Below are 17,810 nucleotides of genomic sequence, written 5' to 3' on the forward strand. Positions count from 1 at the left end.
CCTGGGCGCGGCCGACCAACTCGTCGATGAGCTGGTCGTCCACCCCCTTCGCCGGCTGCGGCTCAGCGGCCTCGACGGACTCGGCCTCGGTCACGCTGTCGCTGGTCATCGATGCATCTTCCTTGATCAGGAGTTACACCGATCGTTTTACAGTCCCAGCCCTGGCCGGCCACCCCCTCCCGGACCCGGACACCGTCCTCGTCCTCTCGCACTGGCGCTTCGCTGGCATCGGCCTGACCGCCGCCGAATCCTGGCTCGCCACCTCACGGCGACCCGACACCCCGGACACGGAAGGAGACTCGTCGTGGACCGCCGACGAGACGAACTGATGACCGTCCCGCAGATCCTCGCCGAGCTGGGCGGAGTCTCCCGCCGTACCTTCTATCGCTGGCGCGAACTGGGGCATGCTCCGGAGGCGATCAAGCTGCCGAATGGTGAACTCCGGTTTTGGCGAAGTGACTTCACCTCGTGGCTCCACGGACTGGGGGAGGCCGCGTGAAGTCCTACGACGTGCGGATCTGGAGCATCCGCAAAAGGCCTACGAAGAAGGCCTCGTACGAGGTGCGCTGGAGGGTAGCCAGCACGCTGCCGTTCTCCGAGACTTTCCGAACCAAGGCACTCGCCGACAACTTCCGTGCGCAGCTACTCAGGGCCGTTCAGAACGGGGAGGCGTTCGACTCGGAAACGGGTCTGCCGGACTCGATGGCATCCGCCAAACCGTCCCTCACCTGGTATGACTTCGCGCGGGCGTACATGGCCATGAAGTGGCCGCACGCCGCGCCGAACTCCCGAGACAGTGCTAACGAGACGATGACGCTCGTCACGACACAGCTGCTCGACGACAGGCCGGGTCGGCCTGCTGATGACGTGCTTCGACGTGCACTGCGTGGCTGGGCCTTCGTCGTCCAGGGCGCGAACGAGGAACCGCCGCCTGTCGACATCACGAATGCCCTGCGCTGGGTGGCCAAGGCATCGCTGCCGTTGGCGACGCTCAAGAACCCGGCGGACATCCGACGCATCCTCGACTCCCTCAAGCTCACGCTGTCCGGTGCCACGGCCGTCGCCGAGACAGTGCAGCGTAAGCGGGCTGTCCTCTTCAACGCCCTCGCCTACGCAGTCGAGTTGGGGGAGCTCCCTGAGAACCCGGTCACCCTCGTGAAGTGGAAGCCACCCAAGGTGACCAAGGAAGTGGACCGCCGCGTCGTCGTGAACCCTCGGCAGGCCGGGGAGCTCCTGGCCGCAGTCTCGTACGTGGGCGGGTACCGCCGGGCTCGCGGACGTCGGCTCGTCGCGCTGTTCGCCTGCATGTACTTCGGTGGCCTCCGTCCCGCTGAAGCGGTGGCGCTGCGGCGCCAGGACTGCACGTTGCCGGACAGTGGGTGGGGCTCCCTGATCCTGGAAAAGAGCCGCCCGACCGTCGGTAAGCGCTGGACCGGTACCGGCGCCGTTCACGACGACCGCGGCTTGAAGAACCGACCGGCGAACGAGACACGCGTCGTCCCGATCCCGCCCCGCCTGGTGCAGATGCTCCGCGCGCACATCGGGGAGTTCGGCACCGCGAAGGACGGCCGGCTGTTCGCCAACGAACGTGGGGGAGTGGTCGCCTCGACGACGTACTGGCGTGTCTGGGACGAGGCGCGGCACCTGGCGCTCACGCCAGAACAGGCGGCGTCGCCGCTGGCGGCTCGACCGTACGACTTGCGGCACGCGGCGCTGTCGTCCTGGCTCAACGCCGGCGTGGATCCCACCGAGGTTGCGGAGCGCGCGGGCAACAGCGCCGAGGTGCTCCTCAGCCGGTACGCGAAGTGCCTCGACGGGCGGCAGGACGTCGCCAATCGCCGGATTGCCGAACTCCTCGGCGAGGACGGCGGCCAGGAGGACGGGCACGGCGGCGGGCCCTGATCCCGACACACCTCCGACACACGCACCTGCGGCATGATGGCCCCTGGACTTCGGTCCGGGGGCCTCGTCGTTTCCTGGGGCCGACCTGCGGTTTTCTGCCCTGCGGCCTGGCCGCGAATAGGCCGCGGGCTCCGACATACGGCCGCTCCGAGCGGCACATGGCTGCACATACGCCAAGACCCCGTCCTCAGCGAAAGCGCTGGTGGCGGGGTCTTTGGGCACCGTATGAAGGGTGCCCCCGGCAGGATTCGAACCTGCGCACACGGCTCCGGAGGCCGTTGCTCTATCCCCTGAGCTACGGGGGCGTATCGGCCGGGAGGGTGTTGCTCGCGGCGACGGGTAGAACACTACCAGCTCGTTCAGGGTGTTCATGAACGGGTTTCTGTGGGGTGGAGGAGGGGGTGTGGGTCGCCCGCACGGGGTGGAAGTGGGGAAAACCCGGACGCGGTGGCCGGTCCCGACCTACTCTCGAGTTGTGTCAGGCGCGTCGGGCCGGGTGCTTGTTGTGGACGACAACAAGGTCATCCGGCAGCTGATCAGGGTCAATCTCGAGCTGGAGGGCCTCGAGGTCGTGACCGCGTCCGATGGTGCCGAGTGTCTGGATGTCGTTCATCAGGTGCGGCCCGATCTTGTGACCCTCGATGTCGTCATGCCCCGGCTGGACGGGTTGCGGGCCGCCGCTCAGCTGCGTGCCGATCCACGGACGCATGACCTTCCCCTTGTCATCATCAGCGCCTGTACGCAGTACGAGGTCGAGGCCGGACTCGAAGTCGGCGTCGACGCTTTCCTTGCCAAGCCCTTCGAGCCCAACGAACTCATCTCTGTCGTCAGGACGTTGATGGAGAGAGGGAGGGAGAAGGAGAAGGAGAGGGGAGACGGCGGGAGTGGGGGTGTGGCCGGGCTCGGTGTCGGGCGCGGGCTCGGGTTGGGGCTTGGGAACGGTCTTGGGGCGGGCGAAGGCGTGGGGGCGGGGAAAGGCAACGGGGCGAGCGGGGGGCCTGTGGCCGCCGATTAGGTGTTTGCCATACCGGCTCAGGTGCGTGTCCGCCGGTGTGCCGTGCATGTCCCGTGCCCGTGCATGTCCCGTGCCCGTGCATGCCCCGTGTCGTATATGCCCCGCGCCGCGCATGCCCCGCGCCGCGCATGCCCCGCGCCGCGCATGCCCCGCGCCGGTTGTCTCGGGGTCGGTCGGGTTTGTCTTCTTCGGTGTCCGTATCCCGGACCCTCCCCAAACCGGCTCGCCTACCCACCCCCCTCCTCCCATACGCTGGTGCCGTGACCCCCGTCGAGCTGTCCCGGACCGTGCTGCGCGCGGTGCGTTGTGCTGTGGACGACGGGGAGCTCAGCGTGGCCGTGCCGGTGCGGGCCGTGGTCGGGCCGCCGGGGGCCGGGGGACGCGGGGATTACGCGACCGGTATCGCACTGCAGCTCGCGCGGTCCGCCGGGCAGCCGCCGCTCCGGGTCGCCGAGGTGCTGGCGTCGTATCTGGCGGGTGCCGAAGGTGTCACCGGGGTCGAGATCACCGGGCCCGGGTTCCTCAACATCAGCCTCGGCGGTGCCGCCGCCTCCGACCTCGTCCGGCAGATCCGGAGTGAGGGAGTGCGGTACGGGCACAGCGACCGGCTCGCCGGGCAGGTGTTCGAGGTGCGGGTGCCTTACGAGGTGCGGGCCGAGATCCTCGCTGATGTGCTGGCGCGGATCGTCGGGGCACAGGGCGGTCGCGTCGATGTCGGGCATGAAGGCGGGCGTGAAGGGGGCGTCGTCCTTCGGCCTGTGCCTGCTCCTGAGGATCCTGCGCCGCTCGGGCTCGATGCCGCTCGGTGGGCGGTGCTTCATCCTGCCCCGCATGACCGGCCTCGGATCACCGCCGACCATCTGGTCCAGCGGGAGAGCAATCCTCTCTTCCGGGTCCGTTACGCCCACGCCCGTATCCGGGCCGTGCGTCGCAACGCCGCCGACCTCGGGTTCGCCGCCGACCCGGCCGCCGACCCCGGCTCCGCGGACGGACGTGGTCTCGTCGCCCTTCTCGCGGACTACCCCCGCGTCCTCGCGACTGTCGTCCCCGACGTCCCCGACGTCCCCGACGTCCCCGACGTCCCCGAAGTTCCTGCCGTGACTCCCGTTCTCGACGTTTCTGCGCCCTCCCGTCTCAGCCGTCATCTCCTCGCTGTCGCCGACGCCGCCCTTCCCCTCCTCCCCGATGTGCTTCCCCGTGGTGAGGAGAAACCCTCGGCCGCCCACCGTGCCCGGCTTGCGCTTGCCGAAGCCGCCGGGGCGGTGCTGGCCGGCGGCCTGTCCCTGCTCGGTATCGACGCACCCGATCACCTCTGACATCTCTGACATCTCTGACCTCTCTGATATTCAGAGACTTCTGAAAGAGCACGCCCAGATGAGCCGTTCCGCCCACCCCGCCGGGCCCCGCCACGCCGATGTCCTTCCCGAAGGGCACTACTCCGGCCCGCCCGCCGACCTCAACACCCTCGACGCGAAGGTCTGGGCGCAGACCGTCGCGCGCAACGCCGACGGTGTCGTGACCGTCGGCGGTGTCGACGTCCTCAGCCTCGCCGAGCAGCACGGCACTCCGGCCTACATCCTCGACGAGGCCGATTTCCGCGAGCGGGCCCGTGCCTGGCGTACCGCCTTCGGGGCCGACGCCGACGTCTTCTACGCCGGTAAGGCGTTCCTGTCCCGGGCCGTCGTGCGGTGGCTGCACGAAGAGGGGCTCAATCTCGACGTGTGCAGCGGTGGGGAGCTGGCCACCGCCCTCTCCGCCGGGATGCCCGCCGATCGCATCGCCTTCCACGGCAACAACAAGTCCGGCGACGAGATCCGGCGGGCCATCGACGCCGGTGTCGGGCGTATCGTCCTCGACTCCTTCCAGGAGATCGTCCGCGTTGCGCACATCGCGGGGGAGCTGGGGAAGCGGCAGCGGGTTCAGATCCGGATCACCGTCGGGGTCGAGGCGCACACCCACGAGTTCATCGCCACCGCGCACGAGGATCAGAAGTTCGGGATTCCGCTCGCCGGTGGACAGGCCGCCGAGGCCGTGCGGCGCGCGCTTCAGCTCGACGCGCTCGAGCTGGTCGGGATCCACTCCCACATCGGGTCGCAGATCTTCGACATGTCCGGGTTCGAGGTCGCCGCGCATCGAGTGGTCGGGCTGCTGAAGGACGTGCGCGACGAGCACGGGGTCGAGCTGCCCGAGATCGACCTCGGCGGTGGGCTCGGGATCGCGTACACCAGTGACGACGATCCCCGTGAGCCGCACGAGATCGCCAAGGCGCTCACCGAGATCGTCACCCGGGAGTGCGAGGCCGCCCGGCTGCGGACGCCGCGTATCTCCGTCGAGCCCGGGCGGGCCATCGTCGGGCCGACCGCCTTCACCCTCTACGAGGTCGGCACCATCAAGCCCCTCGACGGGCTGCGGACGTACGTCTCCGTCGACGGCGGCATGTCGGACAACATCCGCACGGCGCTGTACGACGCGGAATACAGCGTCGCGCTCGTGTCGCGGACCAGCGATGCCGAGCCCATGCTCAGCCGTGTCGTCGGCAAGCACTGTGAGAGTGGGGACATCGTGGTCAAGGACGCGTTCCTGCCTTCCGACCTGGCGCCCGGTGATCTCATCGCCGTGCCCGCCACCGGCGCCTACTGCCGGTCCATGGCCAGCAACTACAACCATGTGCTGAGGCCGCCCGTCGTCGCCGTGCACGAGGGGGAGTCACGGGTGGTCGTGCGGCGGGAGACCGAGGAGGATCTGCTGCGGCTCGACGTCGGCTGAGCCTGCCGCTGGGCCACCGCAGGGGAAACAAAAAGAAACGGAAAGCACGGGCGGAGAATCCGCGGAGATTCTTCTGTCTGCCGCCCCTGCGAAAATGAAATACATGTCTCACGATCCGGACCGGGGATAGAAACTCCGGTCCGGTGGGTGAGACTGGGGCAACCGGAAACAACCGTAGACGGTATGAGGAAACGAGGTCGGATGATGCGTACGCGTCCGCTGAAGGTGGCGCTGCTGGGCTGTGGAGTGGTCGGCTCAGAGGTGGCGCGCATCATGACGACGCACGCCGACGACCTCGCCGCGAGGATCGGGGCCCCCGTCGAACTCGCGGGCGTGGCCGTGCGGCGGCCCTCCAAGGTCCGGGAAGGCATCGACCCCTCCCTCGTCACCACCGACGCCACCGCTCTCGTGAAGCGCGGCGACATCGACGTGGTCGTCGAGGTCATCGGCGGCATCGAGCCCGCTCGTGCGCTCATCACCACCGCCTTCGAGTACGGCGCGTCCGTCGTCTCCGCGAACAAGGCGCTGCTCGCGCAGGACGGCGCCGCGCTGCACGCCGCCGCCGAGGAGCACGGCGAGGACCTCTACTACGAGGCCGCCGTCGCCGGCGCCATTCCGCTGATCCGCCCGCTGCGCGAGTCCCTCGCCGGGGACAAGGTGAACCGGGTGCTCGGGATCGTCAACGGCACCACCAACTTCATCCTCGACAAGATGGACTCCACGGGCGCCGGGTACCAGGAAGCCCTCGACGAGGCCACCGCCCTCGGGTACGCCGAGGCCGATCCGACCGCCGACGTCGAGGCCTTCGACGCCGCCGCCAAGGCCGCCATCCTCGCCGGGATCGCCTTCCACACGCGCGTGCGCCTCGACGACGTCTACCGCGAGGGCATGACCGAGGTCACCGCCTCCGACTTCGCCTCGGCGCGGGCGATGGGCTGCACCATCAAGCTGCTCGCCATCTGTGAGCGGGCGGCCGACGGGGGCTCCGTCACCGCGCGCGTGCACCCGGCGATGATCCCGCTCACCCACCCGCTCGCCTCGGTGCGCGGCGCCTACAACGCCGTGTTCGTCGAGTCGGACGCGGCCGGGCAGCTCATGTTCTACGGCCCCGGCGCCGGCGGTGCTCCCACCGCCTCCGCCGTGCTCGGCGACCTCGTCGCCGTCTGCCGCAACCGGCTCAGCGGGGCGACGGGGCCCGGCGAGTCGGCGTACGCCGCCCTGCCGGTGTCGCCGATGGGCGATGTCGTCACCCGCTACCACATCAGCCTCGACGTCGCGGACAAACCGGGTGTTCTCGCCCAGGTGGCCACCGTCTTCGCCGAGCACGGGGTGTCGATCGATACCGTTCGGCAGCAGGGTAAGGACGGCGAGGCCTCTCTCGTCGTCGTCACCCATCGCGCGTCCGACGCCTCCCTGACCGGGACCGTCGAGGCGCTGCGCAAGCTCGACACCGTGCGGGGTGTCGCCAGCATCATGCGGGTTGAAGGAGAGTAACCAGCAATGACCCACCAGTGGCGCGGAATCATCGAGGAGTACCGGGACCGGCTGCCGGTATCCGACAGCACGCCCGTCGTGACGCTCCGCGAGGGCGGCACGCCCCTCGTGCCCGCGCAGGTGCTCTCCGAGCGCACGGGCTGCGAGGTCCACCTCAAGGTGGAGGGCGCCAACCCCACCGGGTCCTTCAAGGACCGCGGCATGACCATGGCGATCACGCGGGCCAAGGAGGAAGGCGCGCAGGCCGTCATCTGTGCCTCCACGGGCAACACGTCTGCCTCCGCGGCCGCCTACGCGGTGCGCGCCGGCATGGTGTCGGCCGTCCTGGTGCCGCGCGGCAAGATCGCGCTCGGCAAGATGGGGCAGGCCCTCGTCCACGGCGCGAAGATCCTCCAGGTCGACGGCAACTTCGACGACTGCCTCACGCTGGCCCGTGAGCTGAGCGACAACTACCCCGTGGCGCTGGTCAATTCGGTCAACCCGGTGCGTATCGAGGGCCAGAAGACGGCCGCGTTCGAGATCGTGGACATGCTCGGCAACGCCCCCGACATCCATGTCCTGCCGGTCGGCAACGCGGGCAACATCACCGCGTACTGGAAGGGCTACAAGGAGTACGCCGCCGACGGCATCGCCGCGCGGACGCCCCGGATGTGGGGCTTCCAGGCGTCCGGCAGTGCCCCGATCGTGCGCGGCGAGATCGTCAAGGACCCGTCGACGATCGCGACCGCGATCCGCATCGGCAACCCCGCCTCCTGGAAGTTCGCGCTGGCGGCGCAGGAGGAGTCCGGCGGCTTCATCGACGAGGTGACGGACCGTGAGATCCTGCGCGCCTACCGGCTGTTGGCCGCTCAGGAGGGCGTCTTCGTGGAGCCCGCGTCCGCCGCGTCGGTGGCCGGTCTGCTGAAGGCCGCCGAGCAGGGCAAGGTCGACCCGGGGCAGCGGATCGTGTGCACGGTCACCGGCAACGGTCTGAAGGACCCCGACTGGGCCGTCGCCGGCGCCCCGCAGCCGGTCACCGTCCCGGTCGACGCGGTCGCGGCGGCCGAGCGCCTCGGACTCGCCTGAGCGACCCCGCGCGTGACGAGTCCCCGACGGGCGACCTTCCGACTGGGGAAGGCGACCCGCCGGGGGCTTTCCGTAACGGGGGTGCACAGGGGGCTTGCGACACGCATCGTGCGCCTCCTGTGCGCCCTATGTCGCCGCAGAACCTTCCTTCGATAGGCTGTACTGAACCCGCCCGCCGCATATGCCGCAGTGCCGCGTCGCCGCCAGCCAGTGGCCGTCGCCAGTCGCCGTCGCGGTCCCAGGGTTCTCCCCATACGCATCGAATGTCATTCGACAGTCCCGCAGCTCAAGGAGAGTCATCGCGAGATGGCCGGTCCCGCCTTCCGCGCCGCCCCCGTCCGGGTGCGCGTCCCCGCCACCAGCGCCAACCTCGGCCCGGGCTTCGACGCCTTCGGCCTCGCGCTGGGGCTCTACGACGACGTCGTCGTCCGGGTGGCCGACTCCGGGCTGCACATCGACATCGCGGGGGAGGGCAGCGAGACGCTGCCGCGTGACGAGAAGCATCTCCTCGTCCGCTCCCTGCGCACCGCCTTCGACGTTCTGGGCGGCCAGCCGCGCGGCCTGGAGATCGTCTGCGCCAACCGCATCCCGCACGGCCGGGGTCTCGGCTCCTCCTCCGCCGCGATCTGCGCCGGGATCGTCGCCGCGCGCGCGGTGACCATAGGCGGCGAGAGCAAGCTCGACGACGCCGCCCTGCTCGAACTCGCCACCGAGATCGAGGGACACCCGGACAACGTCGCGGCCTGTCTGCTGGGCGGGTTCACCCTGTCCTGGATGGAGTCGGGCGCCGCGCGGGCGATCAGGATGGACCCTGCCGATTCCATCGTTCCGGTGGTTTTCGTGCCCGGGAAGCCGGTCCTCACCGAGACCGCGCGCGGACTGCTCCCGCGCTCCGTCCCGCACGTCGACGCCGCCGCCAACGCGGGCCGCGCCGCACTGCTCGTCGAGGCCCTCACCCGGCGCCCCGAACTGCTGCTGCCCGCCACCGAGGACCGGTTGCACCAGGAGTACCGCGCGCCGGCGATGCCGGAGAGCGCGGCGCTGGTCGAGCGGCTGCGCGCCGACGGGATCCCCGCGGTGATCTCCGGCGCCGGACCGACGGTGATGGCGCTCACCGACGCGGCCACGGCCGACAAGGTCGAGGCCTCGGCCGGTGCGGACTGGGCCGCGAACCGCCTGGCCATGGACTCGCAGGGGGCGTGCGTGCTGCCTCTTGCACCCTCCGGCGACATTTAACAAGCGCACGGTTGCCGGATTTCGAGAGGGGGAATGTTTGTTGGATCCGGTAGTGTTAACCTCAAGTCTGCACCCGACCCCACCATGGCGAGGTGCTTCGTGTCCCCGTCAGGGACAGACATTCTTCCGGGAGCTTCCCAAGCCGCACTGCGTTCCGTACGTCGTACCTGGGCAGTACGCCGTGCAACGACGCTGAGCGGTTCACGGGGCACGCTCCGGAATCGGTGCGACCACGCCACGTGACACTGGGTGTCACGGCTCGTCGAGGAAGCGCCATCACCAGAAAACTCTTCCGCCGCTCCGGCGGACAACCGCCCCGGCTTCGCCTCAGCAAGGACCGAAGTCGGACAGCACAACCGGTCGCCGAGCCAGACAGGCCGACGTCCGCTCCAGGGAAGGACCCTTCGTGAGCGACACCACCGATCTGATGGGCGCACGTGTCGAGGAGACCGCTGCCGCGCCCGCCACGGACGCCTCCGCGCCTGCCAGCGGTGCCGGCTCCCGGCGGCGCCGCGGTACCGGCCTCGAGGGCATGGTGCTGGCCGAGCTGCAGCAGGTCGCCTCGGGCCTCGGCATCAAGGGCACGGCGCGTATGCGCAAGAGCCAGCTGATCGAGGTCATCAAGGAGGCGCAGGCGGGAGGGGGCTCCGCGGCCCCCAAGGCGGCGTCCGCCCCCGCCGGGGAGGTCGCCGAGACCAAGCCCAAGCGCCGCGCCACCTCGAAGAGCCGTACGGGCGAGGCCGCCGAGAAGAAGGCGGAAGCCGCTCCGGCCGAGGCCCCCGCCGAGAAGGCCGTGGCCCAGCAGCAGATCGAGATCCCCGGCCAGCCGGCCAGCAACGACGCCCCCGCCGAGCGCCGTCGCCGCCGCGCCACCGCCGAGGCGGGCAGCCCGGAGACGGTCGTCGCCGAGGCGAAGAGCGCCGCGAAGGCCGAGACGCCCGCCGCGGTGCAGACCGAGGCCCCGGCGCAGCCGCAGGGCGACGTCAAGAACGACGTCGACGGCGGCGAGGGCCGCCGTCGGGACCGCCGTGAGCGGGGCCGCGACCGTGGCGAGCGCACCGACCGCGGGGAGCGTGGCGACCGCCGCAAGAGCGAGGACCAGCAGGGCGGCCAGCCGCAGCGCGGCGGCCAGCAGCAGGGCTCGCAGCAGAGCGGTGGCCGTCAGGACCGCCAGGACCGTCAGCAGCGCGACAACGGCCCGCAGGACGACGACGACTTCGAGGGCGGCCGGCGTGGCCGGCGCGGCCGCTACCGCGACCGCCGCGGCCGTCGTGGGCGTGACGAGATCGGCACCGCCGAGCCGCAGCTCACCGACGACGACGTCCTGATCCCCGTCGCGGGCATCCTGGACATCCTCGACAACTACGCCTTCATCCGTACGTCGGGCTACCTGCCGGGCCCCAACGACGTGTACGTCTCGCTCGCCCAGGTCCGCAAGAACGGCCTGCGCAAGGGCGACCACGTCACCGGCGCGGTCCGGCAGCCGAAGGAGGGCGAGCGGCGCGAGAAGTTCAACGCGCTGGTCCGCCTCGACTCCGTCAACGGCATGGCGCCCGAACACGGCCGTGGCCGCCCGGAGTTCAACAAGCTGACCCCGCTCTACCCGCAGGACCGCCTCCGTCTGGAGACCGACCCGGGCGTGCTGACCACGCGGATCATCGACCTCGTGTCGCCGATCGGCAAGGGCCAGCGCGGTCTGATCGTGGCCCCGCCGAAGACCGGCAAGACCATGATCATGCAGGCGATCGCCAACGCGATCACGCACAACAACCCCGAGTGCCACCTGATGGTCGTCCTGGTCGACGAGCGTCCGGAAGAGGTCACCGACATGCAGCGGTCGGTGAAGGGCGAGGTCATCTCCTCGACCTTCGACCGCCCGGCCGAGGACCACACCACGGTCGCCGAGCTCGCCATCGAGCGCGCCAAGCGACTGGTGGAGCTGGGCCACGACGTCGTCGTGCTGCTCGACTCGATCACCCGTCTGGGCCGTGCGTACAACCTCGCCGCCCCGGCCTCCGGCCGCATCCTGTCCGGTGGTGTCGACTCGACGGCCCTGTACCCGCCGAAGCGCTTCTTCGGTGCGGCCCGCAACATCGAGGACGGCGGCTCGCTGACCATCCTCGCGACCGCGCTGGTCGACACCGGGTCCCGCATGGACGAGGTGATCTTCGAGGAGTTCAAGGGCACCGGCAACATGGAGCTCAAGCTCGACCGCAAGCTCGCCGACAAGCGCATCTTCCCGGCGGTGGACGTCGACGCGTCCGGCACCCGTAAGGAAGAGATCCTGCTCGGCAACGAGGAGCTCGCCGTCACCTGGAAGCTGCGCCGGGTGCTGCACGCGCTCGACCAGCAGCAGGCGATCGAGCTGCTCCTCGACAAGATGAAGCAGACGAAGTCGAACATCGAGTTCCTGATGCAGATCCAGAAGACGACGCCGACGTCGGGCAACAACGACTGAGCCCTGGCCGTCCGTCGCCGAAGCAGTGAGAAGTCCGCCCCGTTATTCATGTGACGGGGCGGACTTCTGCGCTGTACGATCGGCAAGCTGTAGTGGGGGGGAACGCATTTTCTAATGTGCCCATCGTGACGTTGCGGGCTGCCGTTTTCCGGCTGTCCCGTGCCCGTGGGCCGTTCTCTCTCCTTCGAGCGCAATCGCCCGGCGACGCACGTGTACGGACATGTGCTGCGCCGTAGTGTCCCTCGACAGGAGACCTGAGTGACATCAACTTACCGAAGAGCACGCAGAGCTCTTCCCGCGGCAGCCGCCGCACTCGCGCTGGGAAGCGCGGTTCTGACAGCCACGTCGGCCGAGGCGACCGACGGGGCTCCGCTCCCGGCCCCGAAGGTCGCCAAGGAGCTGCCCGGCGCCTCCAAGAGCGAACTCCTCAAGCGCGTCGAAGGCGCCCAGAGCGCGCTGGACGACGAAGCCGCCGCCGGGGCGAGCACCGAGCCCGGCACCACGGCGAGCCCCGAGGCCTCGACCTCGTCCTCGACCGTCGACCCGAAGATCATCGGGGGCACGAACGCGACGCTCGCCGAGGCGCCGTGGATGGTGCAGCTGCACTACTACGACGACAAGGGCACCGCCGACACCTCCGACGACGAGGGCTACTTCTGCGGCGGCACCCTGGTGGCGCCGGCGAAGGTCCTCACCGCCGCGCACTGCGTGGCCGGCCTGGACTGGGCGGCGAACGGCGTCGTCGTCGGCGGCACCACCCAGCTGCCCGACGGCAGCGACGTGCACGGCGGCCAGGTCCGCGGCATCTGGCGTCAGTGGGTCAACCCCACGTACAACGACTCCATGATCGCGGGCGGCGACCTCGCGGTGCTGACCCTGACCGAGGCGCTGCCGTACAAGACGCTGCAGGTCACGTCCAGCTCCGACACCGTCTCGTACAACGCCGGCACGCCGGCGACGGTGTACGGCTGGGGGCGCACCAGCTCCACCAGCCAGGACATATCCCTGACGCTGAAGAAGGCGACCGTCCCGATACGGGCGGACTCCAGCTGCGCGGCGTACTACGGGGGCGACTTCGTCGCCAACCAGATGACCTGCGCCGGCAACCCCGCCAGCGGGCAGGACGCCGGCACGGTCAGCCCGTGCAACGGGGACTCCGGCGGACCGCTCGTGGTCAACGGCCGGATCGCCGGTGTGGTGTCGTGGGGCGTCAAGGACTGTGTCGAGACGGGCGCCTACAGCGTCTACGCCAAGACCCGCTCCTACGTCGGCGCACTCAACGCGCGCATCGACGACACGGACCTCGACTTCGACGGCAAGGCGGACCTGTTCGCCCGTACGACCGGCGGCACGGCCTACGAGTACTACTCGCTGGGCCGGACGCCGTGGCTGGGCGGCCGGGTCAACCTCGGCGACTGGGGCGGGGTCAACCTGGTCCGGCAGGCCGACCTGAACCGTGACTTCTACCAGGACTACCTGTTCCGCACCCTGGACGGCGTCCTGTACTGGTTCGCGTTCAACGGCGTCGACAGCTACGAAGAGCACCGCGTCGGCAGCGGCTGGAACGGGATGAAGAACATCCAGGTTCCCGGCGACCTCACCGGCGACGCGCTGCCCGACCTGCTCGCGCAGGACAGCGCAGGCGTCCTGTGGCTCTACCCGGGCAAGGGCAACGGCACGTTCGGCACCCGCGTCAAGGTCGGCAGCGGCTGGGGCGTCATGACCATCACGGGCAAGGGCGACTACACGGGCGACGGCAAGGCCGACCTGCTCGCGCGGGACAGCGCCGGCGCGCTCTGGGTGTACCCGGGCCGCGGCACCGCCTCGGGCGCCTTCGGCACCCGCGTCAAGGTCGGCACGGGCTGGACGTACAACGCCTACGCCGCCACCGGTGACATCAACGGTGACGGCAAGGCCGACCTGCTCGCCCGGGACACCTCCGGTGTCCTGTGGCTGTACCAGGGCCGCGGCACCGCTTCGGCGCCGTTCAGCGCTCGGGTCAAGGTCGGCACCGGCTGGGGAGCGTTCAACCTCTTCGGCTGATGCCGTCTGCGCACTGTCAGCGGCGAGCTCGGGGCCGCCTTCCGTATCTCACGGGGGGCGGCCCCTTCGCGTGCGGTACGTGACGGAGCAGACACGTGACAGAGGAGACATATGGCCATTGCAACCCTCTCCCGAGTTTCCCCGTCTGACCCAGAGGAGTGACGATGGTGAGGTTGCACGAGAACAGAGGAGCACATGTCCGCCGACAGCACGCCGGAGCCCGGCATACCGGGTGACGCCGGCACGACGAGCGGCGCGGGCGGCAGCAACGGTCCGCGCCACCGCAAGCAGCGAGGCAGGCACAAGGGGCTGCTGATCGCCGCGTGGACCGCCGCGGGCATCGTGGTGCTGGGCGGCACCGGTGTGGGTTACCTGTACTTCAAGCTCAACGGCAACATCAAGAGCGTCGACATCGATCAGGCGCTGGGCACCAACCGGCCCACCAAGGTCGACAACGGCTCCGAGAACATCCTCGTCCTCGGCTCGGACACCCGCTCCGGCGCCAACAAGAAGCTCGGCGGCGGCACCGACGACGGCAGCGCCCGCTCCGACACCGCGATGATCATCCACGTGTACGAGGGCCACAAGAAGGCCGGCGTGGTCTCCATCCCGCGAGACACCCTCATCGACCGCCCCGCGTGCACGGACACGAAGGGCGTCACCCACGACGCCGCGTCCGACGTCATGTTCAACTCGGCGTACTCGACGGGCGGCGCCGCCTGCGCCGTGAAGACGGTCGAGTCGATCAGCGGCGTCCGGATGGACCACTACCTCGAAGTCGACTTCGCCGGCTTCGAGAAGCTCATCGACGAACTCGGCGGGGTCGAGGTCACCACGACCAAGGCCATCGACGACCCCGACAGCCACCTGAACCTCAAGGCCGGCACGCACACGCTCACCGGCGAGCAGGCGCTCGGCCTGGTCCGCACCCGGCACGGCGTCGGCGACGGCTCCGACCTCGGCCGCATCCAGCTCCAGCAGGCCTTCATCAAGGCCCTGGTCGAGCAGGTCAAGCACATCGGCCTCTTCACCAGCGGCACGAAGCTGTACGACCTGGCGAACACGGCCACCAAGGCCGTGACCACCGACTCCGATCTCGGCTCGCTGAACTCGTTGATGTCGTTCGTGAACGGCCTCAAGGGAATCAGCGCGGCCAACATGAACATGGTGACGATGCCGGTCGTGTACGACCCGGCCAACCCCAACCGGGTCATCGTCGCCGAGTCGAAGGCGGAGCAGGTCTGGACGGCGCTGAAGAGCGACCTGCCGATCCCGAAGGCGGCGACCGAGGGCAACGCGACCGGCGAGGCGGCGGGGGTCGTGACGTCGTCGTAGGGGTGCGCGACAAGCCCCCGCCGGCCCGCGGGGAATAGATCGGGGCAACCCCCGGTTTTGGGGGATGCGGCCAGTCCTGGCAGACTGGTACGTCGGCCCCGGTTCACGTTGGTCGTGTCCCGCGACAGCGACCCGGCGCCCTCCCGAAACTAGGAGACACCTTGAAGCGCGACATCCACCCCGAGTACGTCGAGACGCAGGTCAGCTGCACCTGTGGCGCGTCGTTCACCACCCGTAGCACGATCGAGAGCGGCTCCATCCGCGCCGACGTCTGCTCCGAGTGCCACCCGTTCTACACGGGCAAGCAGAAGATCCTCGACACCGGTGGCCGTGTGGCCCGCTTCGAGGCCCGCTTCGGCAAGGCTTCCGCCGGCTCCAAGAAGTAGCGAGCCCCTTCTCGCCGGTCCACGGTCGTGTCCCCGCCCAGGGGCACGCCGGGACCGGCGTTTTTGGTCGCCCGCCCTTCCCCCACGCACGTCTAGGAGCCCACCATGTTCGAGGCCGTCGAGGAGTTGCTCGGTGAGCACGCCGACCTGGAGACGAAGCTGGCCGATCCGTCGGTCTTCGCCGACCAGGCCAACGCGCGCAAGCTGAACAAGCGTTACGCCGAGCTGACCCCCATCGTCGGCGCGTACCGCTCCTGGAAGCAGACCGGCGACGACATCGAGACCGCGCGCGAGTTCGCCGCCGACGACCCCGACTTCGTGGCCGAGGTCAAGGAGCTGGAGAAGCAGCGCGAGGAGCTCACCGAGAAGCTGCGCCTGCTGCTCGTCCCGCGTGACCCCAACGACGACAAGGACGTCATCCTCGAAGTCAAGGCCGGCGCGGGCGGCGACGAGTCGGCGCTGTTCGCCGGCGATCTGCTGCGGATGTATCTGCGGTACGCCGAGCGCGTCGGGTGGAAGACCGAGATCATCGACGCCACCGAGTCCGAGCTGGGCGGCTACAAGGACGTCCAGGTCGCCGTGAAGACCAAGGGCGGCCAGGGCGCCACCGAGCCCGGACAGGGCGTGTGGGCGCGGCTGAAGTACGAGGGCGGCGTGCACCGGGTGCAGCGGGTGCCGGCGACCGAGTCGCAGGGGCGGATCCACACCTCCGCCGCCGGGGTGCTCGTGACGCCCGAGGCCGAGGAGGTCGACGTCGAGATCAACGCGAACGATCTCCGCATCGACGTGTACCGGTCCTCCGGACCCGGCGGCCAGTCCGTCAACACCACCGACTCCGCGGTGCGCATCACGCACATTCCCACCGGAGTCGTCGCCTCCTGCCAGAACGAGAAGAGCCAGTTGCAGAACAAGGAGCAGGCGATGCGTATCCTGCGCTCCAGGCTGCTCGCAGCGGCGCAGGAGGAAGCGGAGCGGGAGGCCGCCGACGCCCGCCGCAGCCAGGTCCGCACCGTCGACCGCTCCGAGAAGATCCGCACGTACAACTTCCCGGAGAACCGCATCTCGGACCACCGCGTCGGCTTCAAGTCGTACAACCTGGACCAGGTCCTGGACGGCGACCTCGACGCGGTGATCCAGGCCTGCGTCGACGCGGACTCGGCCGCCAAGCTCGCAGCCGCGTAAGGCACCGCACGCACCAGTACGACACGGAGGACTTGCGTGAACCTGCTGCTCGCAGAGGTGGCCCAGGCCACCCAGCGGCTGGCCGACGCCGGCGTGCCCTCGCCGCGCAACGACGCGGAGGAGCTCGCCGCGTTCGTGCACGCCGTGAAGCGCGGTGAGCTCCACGCCGTCAAGGACTCCGACTTCGACGCCCGCTACTGGGAGACCATCGCCCGGCGCGAGCAGCGCGAGCCGCTCCAGCACATCACCGGGCGGGCCTTCTTCCGGTATCTGGAGCTCCAGGTCGGCCCCGGGGTCTTCGTGCCGCGCCCCGAGACCGAGTCCGTGGTCGGCTGGGCCATAGACGCCGTACGCGCCATGGACGTCGTCGAACCCCGGATCGTCGACCTGTGCACCGGCAGCGGCGCCATCGCGCTCGCCCTCGCCCAGGAGGTCCCGCGCTCCCGGGTGCACGCCGTGGAGCTGTCCGAGGACGCCCTGCGCTGGACGCGCAAGAACATGGACGGGTCCAGGGTCGACCTGCGGCAGGGCGACGCCCTGGACGCCTTCCGCGACCTCGACGGCCAGGTCGACCTCGTCATCTCCAACCCCCCGTACATCCCGCTCACCGAATGGGAGTACGTCGCTCCCGAGGCGCGGGACTACGACCCCGAACTGGCCCTGTTCTCCGGCGAGGACGGCCTCGACCTGATCCGGGGCATCGAACGCACCGCACACCGGCTGCTGCGCCCGGGCGGTGTCGTCGTCATCGAGCACGCCGACACCCAGGGCGGGCAGGTGCCGTGGATCTTCACCGAGGAACGGGGGTGGGCCGACGCGGCCGACCACCCCGACCTCAACAACCGCCCGCGCTTCGCCACCGCCCGCAGGGCGATGCCGTGAGCGCGCCCCACACTTGTGACCCGCAGCAGTACGTGTACGAGGAGGC

At 69.8% G+C, this 17,810-nt stretch carries 14 protein-coding genes, 1 tRNA gene and 1 pseudogene; 15 read left to right on the top strand and 1 reads right to left on the bottom strand.

Annotation, left to right across the window (positions count from 1 at the left end; translation table 11 throughout):
• Positions 1–158: 158 nt before the first annotated feature.
• The 3 genes and pseudogenes from AB0J04_RS08400 to AB0J04_RS08410 form a co-directional block, all read left to right on the top strand.
• Positions 159–329, top strand: a pseudogene (locus AB0J04_RS08400) (replication initiation protein); the annotation flags it as partial.
• A complete protein-coding gene (locus AB0J04_RS08405; protein ID WP_328436064.1) occupies positions 329–499 on the top strand; it encodes an excisionase in 171 nt (56 codons plus the stop codon). The pseudogene AB0J04_RS08400 and the gene AB0J04_RS08405, both read left to right, overlap by 1 nt.
• Positions 496–1,902 carry a tyrosine-type recombinase/integrase gene (locus AB0J04_RS08410; RefSeq protein WP_363167578.1) on the top strand — a complete coding sequence of 469 codons (1,407 nt, stop codon included), beginning with the start codon at positions 496–498 and terminating at the stop codon, positions 1,900–1,902. Before AB0J04_RS08405 ends, AB0J04_RS08410 begins: the two co-directional genes overlap by 4 nt.
• Before the next feature lie 233 nt (positions 1,903–2,135).
• On the opposite strand, the gene AB0J04_RS08415 is transcribed toward AB0J04_RS08410, so the two are convergent.
• Positions 2,136–2,207: transfer RNA gene (locus AB0J04_RS08415), tRNA-Arg, on the bottom strand.
• A 65-nt stretch (positions 2,208–2,272) separates the two neighbouring features.
• Here AB0J04_RS08415 and AB0J04_RS08420 point away from each other — a divergent pair.
• From AB0J04_RS08420 to prmC, 12 genes are all read left to right on the top strand, one after another.
• On the top strand, positions 2,273–2,917 hold the full coding sequence (locus AB0J04_RS08420; RefSeq protein WP_363167579.1) for a response regulator: 645 nt from the start codon (positions 2,273–2,275) through the stop codon (positions 2,915–2,917).
• A gap of 260 nt (positions 2,918–3,177) precedes the next feature.
• Positions 3,178–4,233 carry an ArgS-related anticodon-binding protein NrtL gene (gene nrtL / locus AB0J04_RS08425; protein ID WP_363167580.1) on the top strand — a complete coding sequence of 352 codons (1,056 nt, stop codon included), beginning with the start codon at positions 3,178–3,180 and terminating at the stop codon, positions 4,231–4,233.
• Positions 4,234–4,291: 58 nt separating this feature from the next.
• A complete protein-coding gene (gene lysA / locus AB0J04_RS08430) occupies positions 4,292–5,683 on the top strand; it encodes a diaminopimelate decarboxylase (RefSeq protein WP_363167581.1) in 1,392 nt (463 codons plus the stop codon).
• A 201-nt stretch (positions 5,684–5,884) separates the two neighbouring features.
• Positions 5,885–7,177 carry a homoserine dehydrogenase gene (locus tag AB0J04_RS08435; RefSeq protein WP_363167582.1) on the top strand — a complete coding sequence of 431 codons (1,293 nt, stop codon included), beginning with the start codon at positions 5,885–5,887 and terminating at the stop codon, positions 7,175–7,177.
• Positions 7,178–7,183: 6 nt separating this feature from the next.
• Positions 7,184–8,242, top strand: coding sequence for a threonine synthase (thrC, locus tag AB0J04_RS08440; protein WP_363167583.1), 1,059 nt, complete (start codon positions 7,184–7,186; stop codon positions 8,240–8,242).
• Positions 8,243–8,548: 306 nt separating this feature from the next.
• The gene (gene thrB, locus AB0J04_RS08445) at positions 8,549–9,478 is read left to right on the top strand and encodes a homoserine kinase (RefSeq protein WP_363167584.1); all 930 of its coding nucleotides are present in this window, start codon (positions 8,549–8,551) and stop codon (positions 9,476–9,478) included.
• Positions 9,479–9,884: 406 nt separating this feature from the next.
• The gene (gene rho, locus AB0J04_RS08450) at positions 9,885–11,936 is read left to right on the top strand and encodes a transcription termination factor Rho (RefSeq protein WP_363167585.1); all 2,052 of its coding nucleotides are present in this window, start codon (positions 9,885–9,887) and stop codon (positions 11,934–11,936) included.
• A 258-nt stretch (positions 11,937–12,194) separates the two neighbouring features.
• Complete coding sequence (locus tag AB0J04_RS08455; RefSeq protein ID WP_363167586.1) at positions 12,195–13,979, top strand: trypsin-like serine protease; 1,785 nt, start codon at positions 12,195–12,197, stop codon at positions 13,977–13,979.
• Between the two features lie 195 nt (positions 13,980–14,174).
• Positions 14,175–15,314 (top strand): LCP family protein, encoded by a 1,140-nt coding sequence (locus AB0J04_RS08460; RefSeq protein WP_363167587.1) that lies wholly within the window; start codon positions 14,175–14,177, stop codon positions 15,312–15,314.
• 161 nt (positions 15,315–15,475) lie between these two features.
• Positions 15,476–15,700 carry a 50S ribosomal protein L31 gene (gene rpmE / locus AB0J04_RS08465; RefSeq protein WP_351903514.1) on the top strand — a complete coding sequence of 75 codons (225 nt, stop codon included), beginning with the start codon at positions 15,476–15,478 and terminating at the stop codon, positions 15,698–15,700.
• A gap of 105 nt (positions 15,701–15,805) precedes the next feature.
• Positions 15,806–16,882 carry a peptide chain release factor 1 gene (prfA, locus tag AB0J04_RS08470; protein WP_363167588.1) on the top strand — a complete coding sequence of 359 codons (1,077 nt, stop codon included), beginning with the start codon at positions 15,806–15,808 and terminating at the stop codon, positions 16,880–16,882.
• Positions 16,883–16,918: 36 nt separating this feature from the next.
• Positions 16,919–17,764 (top strand): peptide chain release factor N(5)-glutamine methyltransferase, encoded by an 846-nt coding sequence (prmC, locus tag AB0J04_RS08475; RefSeq protein WP_363167589.1) that lies wholly within the window; start codon positions 16,919–16,921, stop codon positions 17,762–17,764.
• Positions 17,765–17,810: the final 46 nt, after the last annotated feature.

The organism is Streptomyces sp. NPDC050263 (assembly GCF_040655955.1).
In the GTDB taxonomy this organism is placed as follows: Bacteria; Actinomycetota; Actinomycetes; order Streptomycetales; family Streptomycetaceae; genus Streptomyces.

Bases quoted from the DNA above. Each gene is read 5' to 3' on its own strand.
- AB0J04_RS08460 (WP_363167587.1), top strand. From the start codon at position 14,175: ATGTCCGCCGACAGCACGCCGGAGCCCGGCATACCGGGTGACGCCGGC.
- AB0J04_RS08435 (WP_363167582.1), top strand. From the start codon at position 5,885: ATGATGCGTACGCGTCCGCTGAAGGTGGCGCTGCTGGGCTGTGGAGTG.
- AB0J04_RS08405 (WP_328436064.1), top strand. From the start codon at position 329: ATGACCGTCCCGCAGATCCTCGCCGAGCTGGGCGGAGTCTCCCGCCGT.
- thrB (WP_363167584.1), top strand. From the start codon at position 8,549: ATGGCCGGTCCCGCCTTCCGCGCCGCCCCCGTCCGGGTGCGCGTCCCC.
- thrC (WP_363167583.1), top strand. From the start codon at position 7,184: ATGACCCACCAGTGGCGCGGAATCATCGAGGAGTACCGGGACCGGCTG.
- lysA (WP_363167581.1), top strand. From the start codon at position 4,292: ATGAGCCGTTCCGCCCACCCCGCCGGGCCCCGCCACGCCGATGTCCTT.
- prfA (WP_363167588.1), top strand. From the start codon at position 15,806: ATGTTCGAGGCCGTCGAGGAGTTGCTCGGTGAGCACGCCGACCTGGAG.
- AB0J04_RS08420 (WP_363167579.1), top strand. From the start codon at position 2,273: ATGAACGGGTTTCTGTGGGGTGGAGGAGGGGGTGTGGGTCGCCCGCAC.